Below are 13,841 nucleotides of genomic sequence, written 5' to 3' on the forward strand. Positions count from 1 at the left end.
ATGATGAACCCGAAGCGCCCTTTGTCAATCGGGGACTTGGATGTAGTCCCAAAGGCTTCAGCAGGCCGCCTGTGCGGCGCTCAACGGCGGTGCCGCCCGGCCATGAGCTCGATGACTTCCCGGAAGATGGCGTTGCCGCTCGCGTTCGCGAGGTCGAGCACGTGGCTGCGGCTGTAGTAAGGGCTCAGGTCGAGGCCCACGCCGATGCCGGCGATCTCGATGTCGCCGCGCTGTTCCTGCCGTGCGATCACGTCGCGCAGGTGATGGTCCAGGTAGTGCGCGTCGTTGGCGAGGTGCGTGGCGCTGTCCATCGGCGAGCCGTCGGAGATCGCCAGCAGCAGCTTGCGCGCTTCACCTCGCTGTCGCAGCCGCGTGCAGGCCCAGTCGATGGCTTCGCCGTCGATGCCTTCGCGGAACAGGTCGGCCTTGAGCAGCGCCGCCATCGCCGGGCGCGCGCGCCGCCACGGCGTGGCCGCGGCCTTGAAGACGATGTGGCAGCGCTCGTTGAGCCGGCCCGGGTGCGGCGACCGGCCCGCGCGCACCCATTCGCGCTGCGGGCGTCCGCCGTTCCATGCGCCGGTGGTGAAGCCGAGCACCTCGCAGGCCACGCCAGCCTGCTCGAGCGCGCGCGCGAAGACGTCGACCATCATCGCGACCGACTCGGCGTGTTCCTTCATCGAGCCCGAGCAGTCGATGAGGAAGGTGACGATGCAGTCGGCGATCGGCTCCATGCGATCGATGCGGAACAGCCGGCGCTCGGTGGGCGAGGCAATGAGTTGCGCGAGGCGGCGTCCATCGACGAGCCCTTCTTCCTGCGCGCCGTCCCAGCCGTCGCGCTCGGGCTCGGCGAGCAGGGCGCGCAGTTCGCGCGCGAGGCGGGCGATGTTGACGCCCTGCGCTGCGATGCGGCGGTCGAGCTTCTCGCGATGGCCCACAAGCACTTCCTTGCGTGCGAGCGCGGCGGCGTCGTGCTCGCGGTCGTAGGCATCGGTGAAGACGCGGTAGGCTCCGCCCGCGCCCTCGAGCACCTCGCTGCGGCCCGACTCGGCGGTGGTGAAGCGCTCGACGATCTCCTGGTCCATGTCGGCCACGAGGCTGAACACGCTGCGCTTGTCGTCCACGTGCGCATCGCGCTGGGCTTCGCCGTCTTCCTCGCCGGCCTCGTGAAGCATCGCGGCGACGGTGCGCGCGATGGCGCGGGCGTGCACTGCGTAGGCGGCCTGGTCGGCGCGGTCCTTGCGCAGGCCGGCCAGCGCATGCCCGATCAGCGGCGCGAGCGCGAAGCGCGTGGCTTCGAGCATGTCCTCGGTTTCTTCCACCACCTGCTGGCCGCTGACGCGTGCACGGCAGATCTGCGCCACGGCGTACAGCAGCAGGCCGCGCGAGGTGTCGGTCAGGCCCGAGTGATGGAAGGCGAGAGACCACTGCTCGTGCCGGTGCCGAAGGTTGTGCCGCATGCCGGCCATGACGTCGGGCGCGAGCGCCTCCACGCGGAACTGCTCCAGCATCTCGAACAGCATGCGCTCGACGGGCTCCTCGGGCCGCAGGCTTTCATGCAGTGCGGCATCCGATGCGGTGAGCCGCAGCGCGAGGCCGTCCGCCACGCCGCGGAACGATGCGAAGTCGTCGGTGTCGGGCGACGGATGCAGGTGCGGCGCGAACCACGGCAGCGCCGTGCGGCCGCGGTGCAGCCGCCGTCCGCGGAAATGCAGGTCGCGCTCGCCGCTGAAGGCACGCACCACGCCCGCGCACAGCTCCGCCACGAGTTCTTCCTGCCGCACGCGGCGCTGCATCGCGCTCGCTGAGCCGCTGTTCATTCGCGCGCGTCCGACGAGAGCTGGTGCGACTCCCTCAGCTCGCGGTCGAAGCAGCGCTGGAAATACTCCGCCACCAGCGGACGCTCCGCGTCGTCGCACTTGTTGACGAAGGAAAGGCGGAAGGCCAGCGCCGGGTCCTTGAAGATCTCGACGTTCTCCGCCCATGTGATGACGGTGCGCGGCGACATCAGCGTCGAGAGGTCGCCGGCCGCGAAGCCCTTTCGCGTGAGGTCGGCCACGGCCACCATCGCTGCGACCAGCTTCGTGCCCGCCTCGTCGGCCAGCGAAGGCACGCGCGCCTGCACGATGGCGATCTCTTCCGCCGCGGGCAGGTAGTCGAGCGAGGCCACGATGTTCCAGCGGTCGATCTGCGCATGGTTGAGCCGCTGCGCGCCGTGGTACAGGCCGTTGAGGTTGCCCAGCCCCACCGTGTTGGCCGTGGCGAACAGGCGGAAGAAGGGGTGCGGCCGCAGCACCCGGTTCTGGTCCATCAGCGTGAACTTGCCGTCGCGCTCCAGGATGCGCTGGATCACGAACATCACGTCGGGCCGCCCCGCGTCGTACTCGTCGAAGATCAGCGCCACCGGCCGCTGCAGCGCCCACGGCACGATGCCTTCCTGGAACTCGGTGACCTGCTTGCCCTCGCGCAGCACCACCGCGTCCTTGCCGACGAGGTCGAGCCGGCTGATGTGGCCGTCGAGGTTCAGGCGCACGCAGGGCCAGTTCAGCCGGGCCGCCACCTGCTCGATGTGGGTCGACTTGCCGGTGCCGTGCAGGCCCTGCACCATCACGCGCCGGTCGCGCATGAAGCCCGCGAGGATGGCGAGCGTCACGTCGGGATTGAAGCGGTAGACCGCATCGACCTCGGGCACGTGGTCGTCGAAGGCTTTGGACGGGCTGAAGGCGGGCACGCGCAGGTCGGAGTCGATGCCGAACACCTCGCGCACGCTGAGCATCCGGTCGGGTCGAAGGTCGGCGGTGTCGGTCATGGCGTTTCCTGCGAAAAGGGTGTCTTCAGGCCCGAGCATGGTCGACGCGGTCGGAGGCCGCGTCGGCGTCGATGCGGCTCAGGGCCTGCGCCGCACGCTGCAGCGCGGGCAGCAGGCTCTTCGCCTTGGCGGCGTCGAGCCGCATCACCGGCGCCTGCACCGCGATGCAGAGGTTCGACGGGGCGTCGTCGCCCGAGGGCACCAGCGTGGCGATGCAAAGGAGGCCCGGCAGGAACTCCTCGTGGTCGATGGCGTAGCCGTCCTTGCGCACGCGCTGCACTTCCTTCTCCAGTGCCTCGGGGTCTGTCAGCGTCCTTTGCGTGTACGGCTCCAGCGGCGCGTGGGACAGCAGCCGGCGGCGCTGCGCCGCGCTCATCTGCGAGAGAAAGATCTTGCCGCTGGCCGAGCAGTGCACCGGCACGCGCGAACCCGAGTGCAGGTAGAAGCGCAGCGGCGCGGCGGTTTCCACGCGGTCGAGGTACACGACCTCGCTGCCCGAGAGGGCGGTGAGGTTGCAGCTCTCGCCGATCTCCTCCACCAGCTGGCGCAGCACCGTGTGGCGCGCGCCGTGCAGGCTGTCGTTGAGCAGCAGGTTCTCGGCCAGCCGCCGCAGCCGCGTGCCGATGCCGTAGTGCCGCCCGTCGCCTTCGCGCTGCAGCAGCCCCGCGCCTTCGAGCTGCTGGAGCATGCGGTGCAGCGTGGGCTTGGGCAGGCCGGTTTCTTCCACCAGGCCCTGCAGCGAATAGCGCTGGTCTTTCGCGGCCATGACTTCGAGCAGCGAGAACAGGCGCATGGTGGGCGAATCACCACCCTGGGTCGCAGGGTCCTGCGCTTCAGGCGTGAGGCCTTTGACGATCTTCATGGCGCGGATCATATGCGTTTTACAAAAAAAGAGACAAGACGTTCCGATTTTTGTAAATTGTTTGACGCGAGCCGGATGCCGTCCTATATTCCGCCGAAACGAATTCCGGAACAAGTCGTTCCGACTTTTAGAGTACAACCTCGCCCCTCATCCTCCCAGGAGACGCCCCCATGAGCCAGAAGCCAGCCGCCGCCCCCGCACGCGAAGCCGTCAAGGGCGTGCAGAAGATGACGCCCTCCGAGGCCTTCGTCGAGACCATGGTCGCCAACGGCGTGACCGACATCTTCGGCATCATGGGCTCGGCCTTCATGGACGCGATGGACATCTTCGCGCCCGCCGGCATCCGGCTGATCCCGGTGGTGCACGAGCAGGGCGGCGCCCACATGGCCGACGGCTATGCGCGCGTGTCGGGCCGCCACGGCCTGGTCATCGGCCAGAACGGCCCCGGCATCAGCAACTGCGTGACGGCCATCGCGGCCGCCTACTGGGCGCACAGCCCGGTGGTCATCGTCACGCCCGAGACCGGCACCATGGGCATGGGCCTGGGCGGCTTCCAGGAAGCCAACCAGCTGCCGATGTTCCAGGAGTTCACCAAGTACCAGGGCCACGTCAACAACCCCAAGCGCATGGCCGAGTACACGGCGCGCTGCTTCGACCGCGCCATCTCCGAGATGGGCCCGACGCAGCTGAACATTCCGCGCGACTACTTCTACGGCGAGATCCAGTGCGAGATTCCGAAGCCCATGCGCGTGGAGCGCGGCGCGGGCGGCGAGCAGAGCCTGGAGGCGGCTGTCGAGCTGCTGGCCTCCGCGAAATTCCCGGTGATCCTTTCCGGCGGCGGCGTGGTCATGGGCGACGCGGTGGAGGAGTGCAAGGCCCTTGCCGAGCGCCTGGGCGCGCCGGTGGCCAACGGCTACCTGCGCAACGACTCCTTCCCCGCGAGCCACCCGCTGTGGGCTGGCCCGCTCGGCTACCAGGGCTCCAAGGCCGCGATGAAGCTGATCGCGCAGGCCGACGTGGTGCTCGCGCTCGGCTCGCGCATGGGCCCGTTCGGCACGCTGCCGCAGCACGGCATGGACTACTGGCCGAAGGAGGCGAAGATCATCCAGGTCGAGGCCGACCACACCAACCTGGGCCTGGTGAAGAAGATCACCGTCGGCATCCACGGCGACGCCAAGGCCACCGCGAAGGAACTGCTCAAGCGCCTGCAGGGCAAGACGCTGGCCTGCGACGCCACCAAGGCCGAGCGCGCCGACAAGATCAAGGCCGAGAAGGTCGCGTGGGAGAAGGAGCTCGACGAGTGGACCCACGAGCGCGACCAGTTCAGCCTCGACGTCATCGAGGAAGCCAAGGGCGAGAAGACGCCCACCGGCGGCAGCTACTTGCATCCTCGCCAGGTGCTGCGCGAGCTCGAGAAGGCCATGCCGCCGCGCGTGATGGTCTCCACCGACATCGGCAACATCAATGCCATCGCCAACAGCTACCTGCGCTTCGAGGAACCGCGCAGCTTCTTCGCGCCGATGAGCTTCGGCAACTGCGGCTACTCGCTGCCCACCATGATCGGCGCCAAGTGCGCGGCGCCCGACCGCCCGGCCGTGGCCTATGCCGGCGACGGCGCGTGGGGCATGAGCATGGTCGAGATCATGACGGCCGTGCGCCACGACATCCCGGTGACGGCGGTGGTCTTCCACAACCGCCAGTGGGGCGCCGAGAAGAAGAACCAGGTCGACTTCTACAACCGCCGCTTCGTGGCCGGCGAGCTCGAGAGCGAGAGCTTCGCGGGCATCGCCAAGGCCATGGGCGCCGAGGGCATCGTGGTCGACAGGCTCGAGGACGTGGGCCCGGCGCTGAAGAAAGCCATCGACATGCAGATGAACGAGCGCAAGACCTGCGTGATCGAGATCATGTGCACGCGCGAGCTGGGCGACCCGTTCCGCCGCGATGCGCTGTCGAAGCCGGTACGATTCCTCGACAAGTACAAGGACTACGTCTGAACGCCACCCATTGCACCCCATGACCGGTTCGCTGCTGACGCTCAACGCGGGTTCGTCGTCGATCAAGGTCGCGCTGTTCGATGCGGCCGTCGATGGCGGCTCCGCGTTGCCGGCGGCGCGCTGGTCGGGGCAGGCCGACGGGCTGGGCGCAGGCCTGAAAGCGCGGCTTCGCATACGCGATGCCGACGGGCAGACGCTGCACGACGTGCCGCTCGAAGGCGCGCAGGCCTCGCACCAGGGGGCGCTCGCGGCGCTGCTGGACTGGCATGCGAAGCAATCGGGAGCAGGGCGCATCGCGGCAGTGGGCCATCGCATCGTGCATGGCGGCGCGGATTTCGTGGCGCCGGTGCGCATCGATGACGGCGTGCTCGAAGCGCTGGCCAAGCTCGAACCACTGGCGCCGCTGCACCAGCCGCACAACCTCGCAGGCGTGCGTGCAGCGATGGCCGCCTTCGATGGCGTCCCGCAGGTGGCGTGCTTCGACACCGCCTTCCATGCGGTGCAGCCCGAGGTCAACCGCCGCTTCGCGCTGCCGCGCGAGTTGCACGACGCAGGTGTGCGTCGCTACGGCTTCCACGGCCTTTCCTATGAATCCATCGTCGCGCAGTTCGCCGGCATCGCACCCGAACTCGCGCAGCGGCGCGTGATCGTCGCGCACCTGGGCAACGGCGCCTCGATGTGCGCGATCGCACAAGGCCGATCGGTCGCGACGACGATGACCTTCTCTCCGCTCGACGGCCTCACGATGGGCACGCGCTGCGGCCACCTCGACGCGGCCGTCGTCCTCTACCTGATGCGCGCGCGCGGCATGTCGGCCGACGAGGTCGAGGCGCTGCTGTTCCGCCGATCGGGACTGCTCGGCATCTCGGGCGTGTCCAGCGACATGCGCGTGCTGGAGGCTTCGGCCGAGCCTGCCGCCGTCGAGGCCATCGGCCACTTCGCCGAGCAGGTGGTGCAGCACATGGGCGGCCTCGCGGCTGCACTGCGCGGCGTCGATGCCATCGTGTTCACCGGTGGCATCGGCGAGAACGGGGCCGCTCTGCGCGAGCGCATCCTCGAAGATTGCGAGTGGATGGGCGTGAATGTCGACGCCGCAGCCAACCGCAGCGGGGCGGCACGGCTGACGACGGCCGAGAGTCCCGTCAGTGCGTGGGTGCTGCGTACCGACGAGGAAGCGGTGATCGCCAGGCACACGGCGCGCGTGCTGCGGGCCGCCGGCTGAAGGGCGCGCTCTCGTCTCTTCGATCTGATCGCTGCAAGGAGCGCGCCGCCCGGGAGTTCAGTGGCGCGTCATCTTGCCGACGAACTCAGGTGGAGCACAACAGGAGCAGGGCTTGGTCTTCTTCGACCATCTGGCCCTCCCGCACGAGGATGGAGGTGACCACGGCGTCTGCCGGTGCCAGCATCTCGATCTCCATCTTCATGGATTCGACGACGACGAGCGGTTGCCCGTTCTGGACCCGCTCCCCTGGCGCGACGAGCACTTTCCAGACCGATCCGGTCACGTCGGACGTCAGGGACACATCACGCATCTTGGGCTTCTTTCAGGAATGGGAGGACGAGGGAAAAAGGACCGCGGCGGCCAGGCTGCGGGTCGCGGTGGGGGAGGTCGATGCCGCCGATGGGGAAGTCGAGGGCGATGCAGGCCGAACTCGGGTGCTTCAGTGCCGCGAGTTCGACGTTCATCGTGATCTCTCCGTATTGCACTGGGCTAGGCGCGCAGCGCCTGGGCCAGGCTCGCCATGGCCGAGGCGCGGCGCTGTAGCAGCCGCTGGGCGGCTTCCAGCGCGATGCGCTCGAAGCGGATCGATTCGCCCGGCATGCGCTGGGCCAGCAAGGGCAGGTCGACGCCCGCGACCTGGGCGATGCGCGGGTAGCCGCCGCTGGTCTGGCGGTCGGCCATCAGCACGATGGGCTGGCCGTCCGGCGGAACCTGCATCGTGCCGAAGGCGACCGCCTCGGACAACATGTCGCGCGGTGCGGTGCGCTGCAGCGCGGGCCCTTCGAGCCGGTAGCCCATGCGGTCCGACTGCGAGCCGATGCGGTAGTCCTCGGACAGCAGGGTGCGGTGCGACACGTCGGTGAACTGGGGCCATTCCGGTCCCTCGACGATGCGGACCGTGGCGCCTGCCGCACCGCGCTCCAGCAAGCCGTGCAGCAGAGCGCTCGCGGTGGGCGTGACGACGGTCGGTGCGCCAGGCGTGAAGGCCGGCAGGGCAATGACATCGCCCTTGCGGAGCGCGCGTCCCTGAAAGCCGCCGAGTGCGCCGCGTAGGTAGGTGCTGCGGCTGCCCATCGCAGCCGGCAGGCCGAAGCCGCCGGCCAGCGCAAGGTAGCTGCGCAGGCCGCCGCGGCGTTTGCCGAACTGCAGCAGTGCGCCAGCCGGCACATGCACGGGCTGCAGCATCGGGATCGGCGTGGCGGCGTCGGTGCCGGCAGGCTGCAGGGTAGGGCTCAGGTCCGCGCCGGCGAGCGCGATGAGGCTGTCGCGGCCGAAGCGCAGCGAGGGCCCCATCAGCGTGATCTCGAGCGTGGCTTCTTCGGCGGTGTTGCCGGCGATCAGGTTGGCGATGCCGTGCGACAGCGGGTCCATGGCGCCGCACACCGGCATGCCGATGGCCTGCGAGCCGATGCGCCCCAGGTCCTGGAAGGTGCTCAGCAAGCCCGGCTTGACCACTTCGAGACTCATGCGGCCTCCATGGCGCGGGCGAAGCTGTCGGGGTCGATCGCCTTGAACCGGATGCGGTCGCCGGGGCGCAGCATGCATGGTTCGGCGCGCGCGGGATCGAACAGCCGCAGCGGGGTGCGACCGATCATGTGCCATCCGCCGGGTGCGGCCACCGGGTAGACCACGGTCTGCCGGTTGGCGATGCACACGGTGCCCATCGGCATGTGGGTGCGCGGCGTCGCGCGGCGGGGGATGGCCAGCGCCGGATCGAGCCGGCCCACGTAGGGGTTGCCGGGCGCGAACCCGATCATGTAGACGCGCTGCTCTTCGCTGGGGTTCTGGTGCAGGGCGATGAGTTCGTCCGGCGTCATGCCACAGGCGGCGGAGGTCTCCTCGAGGTCGGGACCGAACTCGCCGCCATAGCACACGGGGATCTCGATCAGCCGGTCGGTGGCGCCGATGGACAGCCCTTCGCGCTCGGGCAGCAAGGGCGACAGCAGGCGCAACAGCGCTGCGAAAGGGCTTTCGTTGCCATCGGTGGGAATGGCGTCGGCGCGGTAGTGCACGCCGACCACGCTGAAGGCCGGCAGCACATCGGTCACCCCCGGCAGGCGGCCGGCGGCGAGCGCGACGGCGATGCGGTCGGCCAGCGCGCAGACGCGGCGGTTGACGACAGGGTCCAGCGTGTCGCCGAGGACGATGCGCAGCGCGCTGTCGCCAAGTGGCTCGATGCGTGCTGCGGGGGCAGACAAGACGCTCATGACGTCGCCTGCGCCGCGCGGGCTTCCATGGCCTCGAGAACGGCGCCGCGTTCGCGCTCGACGAAACCGGTGTCCATCTCACCGGCCACGAAGGCGGGATGGTCGAGCAAGGCCTGGAGGAACGCCCCGTTGTGCTGGATGCCTTCGATCTCGAGCGCCTGCAGGGCGAGCCGCATGACGGCGATCGCGGTCTCGCGATCGGGGCCGTGCGAGATGAGCTTGGCGATCATCGGGTCGTAGTAGGGCGTGACGGCATCGCCCTGGCGCACGCCGCAGTCGATGCGCAATCGGGTGGATGCGGCCGGCAGCACGAGGCGCTTGAGCAGCCCGGGCGAAGGCATGAAGTTCCTGCGCGGGTTCTCGGCATAGAGCCGGCACTCGATGGCTGCTCCGCTGCCGCGGATGTCGTCTTGCTTCATGGTCGGCAACTCACCCGCGGCCAGCCGGATCTGGGCCTGCACCAGATCCCAGCCGGTGAAGGCCTCGGTCACTGCGTGCTCGACCTGGATGCGGGTGTTCATCTCCAGGAAGAAAAATTCGTGCGTGGCTGCATCGACGATGAACTCGACGGTGCCCGCGCCTGCATAGCGCTGGCTGCATGCAAGTGCGACGGCCGCATCGGCCATGGCGGTGCGCACTCCGGCGGGCAGGTGCGGCGCGGGGCATTCCTCGACGATCTTCTGGAACCGCCGCTGCACCGAGCATTCGCGCTCGAACAGATGGACGGCCCGGCCGTCGCCGTAGCCGAAGACCTGGATCTCGATGTGACGGGCGCGGGCAACGTAGCGCTCCAGGTAGACATCGGATTGCCCGAATGCCTTCTGCGCCATCGTCTGCGCCGACTCGATGGTGGCCTGCAACGCGTCGGCGCCGTCGACGCGCTTCATGCCGATGCCGCCGCCCCCGCCGACCGCTTTCACAAGCAGCGGGTACCCCACGCGTGCAGCTTCCACGTGCCAGCTTGCGGGGTCGCCCTGGGCAAGACTGCTGCTTCCGGGCAGCACCGGCACGCCGCTGTCCACGGCGATCCGGCGCGCGCGGGCCTTGTCGCCCATGTCGGTGATGGTCTGCGGATCGGGGCCGATCCAGGCCATGCCGGCCGCCAGCACCGCCCTGGCGAAGGCAGCGTTCTCCGACAGGAAGCCATAGCCGGGATGCACGGCCTGCGCGCCGTGTTCGAGGGCGGCCTGCAGCACCTTGTCCGCGTCGAGGTAGCTCTGCGAGGCCGCAGCCGCGCCGATGGGCACGGCGATGTCGGCGAGCTCCACGTGCAGTGCATCGGCGTCCGCATCAGAATGGACCGCGATGGTGGCGATGCCCAACTGGCGGCAGGCCCGGATGATGCGGCAGGCAATCTCTCCCCGGTTGGCAATGAGGATCTTCTGGAACACGTTGGCGGTCGTGAATGAAAGGAGGAGGCAGTCTAGGAATGGCCGCCTGCATTGCCAACCCAGAACTTTTGCGCCGATCCATTCAGGAATATTGAACAGGTGGCAACACGCGCCGACGCACCCCTTTGTCTGCCTGTCCGTCCCCGCCCCGGTTCAGGCCAGCAGGGTCACCCAGCGTGCATCGTGGCGCCTGCAGAAGTTGCGCGCTCCCTTGCGCAGGACCTCGGCGGTGCGCACCACCAGGGGTGCGGCATTCCATGGGTACCAGAGCGACATCTTGAAAGCCGGCAGCGGCGGAAGGTCGAGCTCGACCAGGTCGCCGCGCTCGATCTGTTCCTTCACGAAGATGCCCGGCACGAGCGCCACGCCCACGCCTTCGCGCGTCAGCGCCAGCTGGGCGGTGATGCTGGGCGCCGCCGACACCCGCAGTTCGCTCAGCGCCACGCCCTGGCGGCCCGCCATCTGCTGGATGACGTTCATCGCATCCAGGTAGGGCTGTGTGCCGCGCACCTGCGTCAGCAGCTGCTGGCGCAGCACGCTGTGCTGCAGGTCCCGCCTCGGGAGCAACCCCTTGCGGGCCACCCAGTGGACGGGCAGCATCATCAGGTCTTCCACGGTGGCGTGGGAGGGATGCACGGCACTGGATACGCGCATCACCAGGTCGAGGTTGCCCGACAGCATCTGTTCGGCGAGGTTCACGGTGAGGTCCACCTGCAGGTCGAGCTCGACGCCGGGAAGGCTGGAGCGCATGAGCTTCATCAGGTCGGGCAGGCAGGTATGCACGACCGTCTCGATGATGCCCACGCGCACGCGCCCGCCGATCTCTGCGCCGGTGTCGCGCGCGGCGGCCTCCATCTTGCGCGTGGTCTCCAGCAGCGACTCGGCGGGCTGTACCAGCCGTGCTCCCTGCTCCGTCAGGGTCATGCTCCTGCCGTCGTACAGGAACAGCGACACCCCCAGCTCCTCTTCCAGCGAGCGCAGGCGCATCGAGATGGCGCCAGGCGTGGTGTGCATGACCTCCGCGACCCGGCGGACGCTGCCGATGCGGGCCAGAAGAATGAAGGTTTCCACGAAACGGGTGTTCATCGTCGGTATTCCAAATGAGTGCGTGCAGCGCTCCGTCTTGGTGGGCCGTGTTCGATTGTTGTGCGCTGCTGTTCAAGTCTTCTGAACAGCTGCTTCGACAATTCTTCGATGGACGGTGGACCTGCACGCTTCATAAAGTAAGCAACTTCCTTGCTCACACGCCGAAACGCCATGACCGTCGCTTCTTCGCCCCTTGCCTTCAGGCAGCTCGTACGTGCCGGCCGGTTCACCGCACAGACCGCCGGGCAGTGCCCAGGCTACACCCAGGGGAACCTCGCGATCATGCCCGGCGAGTACGCCGACGAGTTCCTGCGCTTCGCTCGGCTGAACCCGAAGTCGTGCCCGGTGATCGGCATCACCAAGGTCGGCGATCCGGCCGTGCCGGAGCTCGGCGAGGACATCGACCTGCGCACCGACGTTCCTGGCTACTGCCTCTTCCGCGATGGCGAGAAGGTCGCCGAAGTGCCCCATCTGCGCGAACTCTGGCGCGATGACCTCGTCGGCTTCGTCATCGGTTGCTCGCTGTCCTTCGAGGAGGCGCTGCTGGAAGGCGGCGTGCCCGTTCGCCACATCGAGCAGAACACCACCGTTCCGATGTACGACACCAACCGCCCCAACGGTACCGCCGGACGCTTCGGCGGCATGGGCGTGGTCAGCATGCGGCCCATGACGGCGGCGCAGGCCATTCGCGCCGTGCAGATCACGTCGCGCTTTCCCAGCACGCACGGCGCGCCGGTGCACCTGGGCAATCCGGCCGAGATCGGCATCGCCGACATCGACGCGCCCGACTACGGCGAGGCCGCGGAGATCCGTCCCGGCGAGATTCCCGTCTTCTGGGCGTGCGGGGTCACGCCGCAGCAGGCGATTCGTTCGGCCCGCCTGCCCTTTGCGATCACCCACAAGCCCGGCCACATGCTGGTCACCGACGTCCGCAACAGCCACCTCGCGGTGTTCTGAAGCGGCTCTCCGATTCCGTCACCCATCCTCACCAGGAGTCATTCGATGAAACGCAGGCAAGTTCTTCTCGGCGCGGGCGCAGCGGCCGTTCTTCAGGGCGCATGGACCGAGGCGCTGGCCCAGGGCAAGGAGGTCGTCGTCGGCGCGATCTATCCGCTGACCGGTTCCAGCGCGCAGGTCGGCATCGACGCCAAGCAGGCCTTCGAGACCGCGCTGGACATCATCAACAACGCCAGTGCGCTCGACCTGCCGACCGCCAGGAATGCCGGCCTGGCCAACCTGGGCGGCGCCAAGGTGCGCGTGGTCTATGCCGACCACCAGGCCGATCCGCAGAAGGGCCGCTCGGAGGCCGAGCGCCTCATCACGCAGGACGGCGTCTGCGCCATCGTGGGCTGCTATCACTCGTCGGTGTCCACCACGGTCAGCGCGACCTGCGAGCGCTACGGCGTGCCCTTCGTCTGCGCCGATTCCTCCTCGCCCAGCCTGAGCCGCCGCAACCTGAAGTTCTTCTTCCGCACGGCGGCGCACGACGAGATGTTCTCCGAAGCGATGTTCGATTTCATGGATGCGCTCAAGGCCAAGGGCCAGAAGATCGGCTCGGTGGGACTCTTCTACGAAGACACCATCTTCGGCACTGACTCCTCCACCGTGCAGCGCAAGCTCGCCACCGATCGCGGCTACAAGATCGCCTGCGACATCAAGTACCGCAACAACTCTCCGTCGCTGACCGCGGAAGTGCAGCAGATCAAGAACGCCAATCCGGACGTGCTCATGCCATCGAGCTACACCACCGACGCAATCCTGCTGACCAACACGATGGCGTCGCTGGGCTACAAGCCGCGCAACATCGTTGCGCAGGCCGCGGGCTTCGTCGAAAAGCCGGCGCTCGACGCGGTCGGCGACAAGCTGGTCGGGATGATCAGCCGCGCGAGCTTCTCCGAGGACATGGGCGAGAAGCGCGCCTCTGCGAAGGCCGTGAATGCGATGTTCAAGGCCAAGGCCGGCCGCGACATGAACGACCAGACATCCCGCCAGTTCAGCGCCCTGATGGTGCTGGCCGAAGCGATCGACCGCGCCGGATCGGTCGACCCGCGCAAGATCCGCGATGCGCTCGCCGCCACCGACATCCCGGGCGAGAAAACCATCATGCCGTGGTCGCGCGTGAAGTTCGATGCCACCGGCCAGAACACGTTCGCCAACCCGGTGCTGATCCAGTGGACCAAGGGCCGCTTCGTCACCGTGTATCCGTTCGAGGTCGCCACTGCCAAGCTGGCGTGGCCGATGAACGCCTGAGCGCCTTGTTCGCAACGCCGCCG

General features: G+C 68.3%; 13 protein-coding genes. 4 read left to right on the plus strand and 9 right to left on the minus strand.

Annotated elements, in window-relative coordinates:
- Positions 1–80: 80 nt before the first annotated feature.
- From FHY06_RS31985 to FHY06_RS31995, 3 genes are read right to left on the minus strand one after another with little or no spacing between them, the layout of a single operon-like run.
- Positions 81–1,817, minus strand: a complete 1,737-nt coding sequence (locus tag FHY06_RS31985; protein WP_184607422.1) for a cobaltochelatase CobT-related protein — start codon at positions 1,815–1,817, stop codon at positions 81–83.
- On the minus strand, positions 1,814–2,806 hold the full coding sequence (locus FHY06_RS31990; protein ID WP_184607423.1) for an AAA family ATPase: 993 nt from the start codon (positions 2,804–2,806) through the stop codon (positions 1,814–1,816). The genes FHY06_RS31985 and FHY06_RS31990 overlap by 4 nt, the downstream gene beginning before the upstream one ends.
- A 25-nt stretch (positions 2,807–2,831) precedes the next feature.
- Positions 2,832–3,680 carry an IclR family transcriptional regulator gene (locus FHY06_RS31995; RefSeq protein ID WP_184607424.1) on the minus strand — a complete coding sequence of 283 codons (849 nt, stop codon included), beginning with the start codon at positions 3,678–3,680 and terminating at the stop codon, positions 2,832–2,834.
- Between the two features lie 158 nt (positions 3,681–3,838).
- On the opposite strand from FHY06_RS31995, the gene xsc reads away from it, so the two are divergent.
- Positions 3,839–5,662 carry a sulfoacetaldehyde acetyltransferase gene (gene xsc / locus FHY06_RS32000; protein WP_019657093.1) on the plus strand — a complete coding sequence of 608 codons (1,824 nt, stop codon included), beginning with the start codon at positions 3,839–3,841 and terminating at the stop codon, positions 5,660–5,662.
- Between the two features lie 19 nt (positions 5,663–5,681).
- Positions 5,682–6,884 carry an acetate/propionate family kinase gene (locus tag FHY06_RS32005; RefSeq protein ID WP_184607425.1) on the plus strand — a complete coding sequence of 401 codons (1,203 nt, stop codon included), beginning with the start codon at positions 5,682–5,684 and terminating at the stop codon, positions 6,882–6,884.
- Between the two features lie 85 nt (positions 6,885–6,969).
- Here the strand turns inward: FHY06_RS32005 and FHY06_RS32010 are convergent, their stop codons facing one another.
- The 6 genes from FHY06_RS32010 to FHY06_RS32035 form a co-directional block, all read right to left on the minus strand.
- Positions 6,970–7,194 (minus strand): acyl-CoA carboxylase biotin carboxyl carrier protein subunit, encoded by a 225-nt coding sequence (locus tag FHY06_RS32010; RefSeq protein WP_184607426.1) that lies wholly within the window; start codon positions 7,192–7,194, stop codon positions 6,970–6,972.
- Positions 7,187–7,348, minus strand: a complete 162-nt coding sequence (locus FHY06_RS32015; RefSeq protein ID WP_184607427.1) for a hypothetical protein — start codon at positions 7,346–7,348, stop codon at positions 7,187–7,189. The genes FHY06_RS32010 and FHY06_RS32015 overlap by 8 nt, the downstream gene beginning before the upstream one ends.
- Before the next feature lie 25 nt (positions 7,349–7,373).
- Complete coding sequence (locus tag FHY06_RS32020) at positions 7,374–8,351, minus strand: 5-oxoprolinase subunit C family protein (protein WP_184607428.1); 978 nt, start codon at positions 8,349–8,351, stop codon at positions 7,374–7,376.
- Positions 8,348–9,091, minus strand: a complete 744-nt coding sequence (pxpB, locus tag FHY06_RS32025; RefSeq protein ID WP_132801189.1) for a 5-oxoprolinase subunit PxpB — start codon at positions 9,089–9,091, stop codon at positions 8,348–8,350. The genes FHY06_RS32020 and pxpB overlap by 4 nt, the downstream gene beginning before the upstream one ends.
- A complete protein-coding gene (locus FHY06_RS32030) occupies positions 9,088–10,482 on the minus strand; it encodes an acetyl-CoA carboxylase biotin carboxylase subunit (RefSeq protein ID WP_184607429.1) in 1,395 nt (464 codons plus the stop codon). Before FHY06_RS32030 ends, pxpB begins: the two co-directional genes overlap by 4 nt.
- 153 nt (positions 10,483–10,635) lie before the next feature.
- On the minus strand, positions 10,636–11,568 hold the full coding sequence (locus tag FHY06_RS32035) for a LysR family transcriptional regulator (protein WP_184607430.1): 933 nt from the start codon (positions 11,566–11,568) through the stop codon (positions 10,636–10,638).
- A gap of 171 nt (positions 11,569–11,739) precedes the next feature.
- On the opposite strand from FHY06_RS32035, the gene FHY06_RS32040 reads away from it, so the two are divergent.
- Complete coding sequence (locus FHY06_RS32040; protein WP_184607431.1) at positions 11,740–12,525, plus strand: putative hydro-lyase; 786 nt, start codon at positions 11,740–11,742, stop codon at positions 12,523–12,525.
- A gap of 45 nt (positions 12,526–12,570) precedes the next feature.
- Positions 12,571–13,818 (plus strand): ABC transporter substrate-binding protein, encoded by a 1,248-nt coding sequence (locus FHY06_RS32045; RefSeq protein ID WP_019657102.1) that lies wholly within the window; start codon positions 12,571–12,573, stop codon positions 13,816–13,818.
- Positions 13,819–13,841: the final 23 nt, after the last annotated feature.

The organism is Variovorax atrisoli (genome assembly GCF_014195185.1).
GTDB lineage: Bacteria > Pseudomonadota > Gammaproteobacteria > Burkholderiales > Burkholderiaceae_C > Variovorax > Variovorax atrisoli.